Origin of the sequence: Stenotrophomonas sp. YIM B13575, assembly GCF_042787595.1 — a bacterium.
In the GTDB taxonomy this organism is placed as follows: Bacteria; Pseudomonadota; Gammaproteobacteria; order Xanthomonadales; family Xanthomonadaceae; genus Stenotrophomonas; species Stenotrophomonas lactitubi_B.
In genome coordinates, this window is record NZ_JBHZOP010000216.1 from 1 (window position 1) to 1,069 (window position 1,069).

The 1,069-nt window shown below is 68.6% G+C and carries 1 protein-coding gene; it reads right to left on the reverse strand.

The window, feature by feature from the left end:
• Positions 1-68: 68 nt before the first annotated feature.
• Complete coding sequence (locus ACFX4F_RS21280) at positions 69-845, reverse strand: lytic transglycosylase domain-containing protein (RefSeq protein WP_380658357.1); 777 nt, start codon at positions 843-845, stop codon at positions 69-71.
• Positions 846-1,069: the final 224 nt, after the last annotated feature.

The following is a 1,069-nucleotide window of genomic DNA, read 5'->3' on the forward strand; positions in this document are numbered from 1 at the left end:
GAGCCCATGCTCGGCTCCCCGTGCGAGCAGCCGAGCATGGGCTCGGCGCTACAACACCACTGCACTTCCTAGCGCGCCGGCACCTCGGTACGGATGCCCATCGCCTCACGGTAGCGCGCATACAGCGCCATCACCTTGTCCACGTAGGCCAGGGTTTCGGCATACGGTGGCACGCCCTTGTAGCGTGCCACCGCACCGATGCCGGCGTTGTAGGCCGCCGCCGCCAGCGGACGGTCGCCGTTGTAGCGGCGCAGCAGCGCGCGCATGTAGCGGGCGCCGCCATCAATCGACTGCTGCGGCGAGAACGGGTCGCGCACGCCGTATTCCACTGCGGTATCGGGCATCAGCTGCATCACGCCCTGCGCGCCCTTGCTGGACACCGCCAGTGCGTCGAAATTGCTTTCGGCATGGGCGATCGCCCGCAACCAGGCATCGTCCACGCCGGTGGCCTTGGCCGCCGCCTTGAACTGTTTCGCATGCTGGGCCAGCTGGGGCTTGCCGACCTTGCCCAGGCCTTCATGCGCCGGTTCGCCCGGCGGTGTGGCCACGGTGAACTTCAGAAATATGCGCGAGCCGGGCAGGTTGCGGGTGGAATAGACAAGCTTGCCGTCCTGCTCGCGCTCGTACAGCACGCCACTGAACACGCCCATGTTGCCCCACAGGTTGGGTGTCTGCACGGCGCTGTCGTCGATTTCCTTTGGCGTGCAGCGCGAGCCGGGCTCCGGTGCGGTGGCCAGGCTGACCGTGTTGCCCTGGACGCAGCGGTAGACCGTGCGCGCAGCGGCCAGCCCTGGCCACAGGCCAGACAGCAGCAACAGCGCGACGAGGGCGGGACGGAGGGACATGGCGGCCGGATGATCCGGCGGCGGCCGCTAACAATGAGTGAATGGGGGTATTCGGCCGGGCGGCACCCGGCACCCGCAGAGGCAACGGCAACGGCCGAAGCAACAGCAACTGCGGCATTCGGTGGGATGGCGGGGCGGGTCCGGTGGCGGGGGCCGCTGCAAGTACGTCCATGTAAGCTCGGTCGCCGCATCCATGCGGCTCACGCCCCCGCCACCGGACCCAC

What these genes read in the sequence shown, in the direction of transcription:
- ACFX4F_RS21280 (WP_380658357.1), bottom strand. Translation starts at nt 845, where the DNA reads ATGTCCCTCCGTCCCGCCCTCGTCGCGCTGTTGCTGCTGTCTGGCCTG.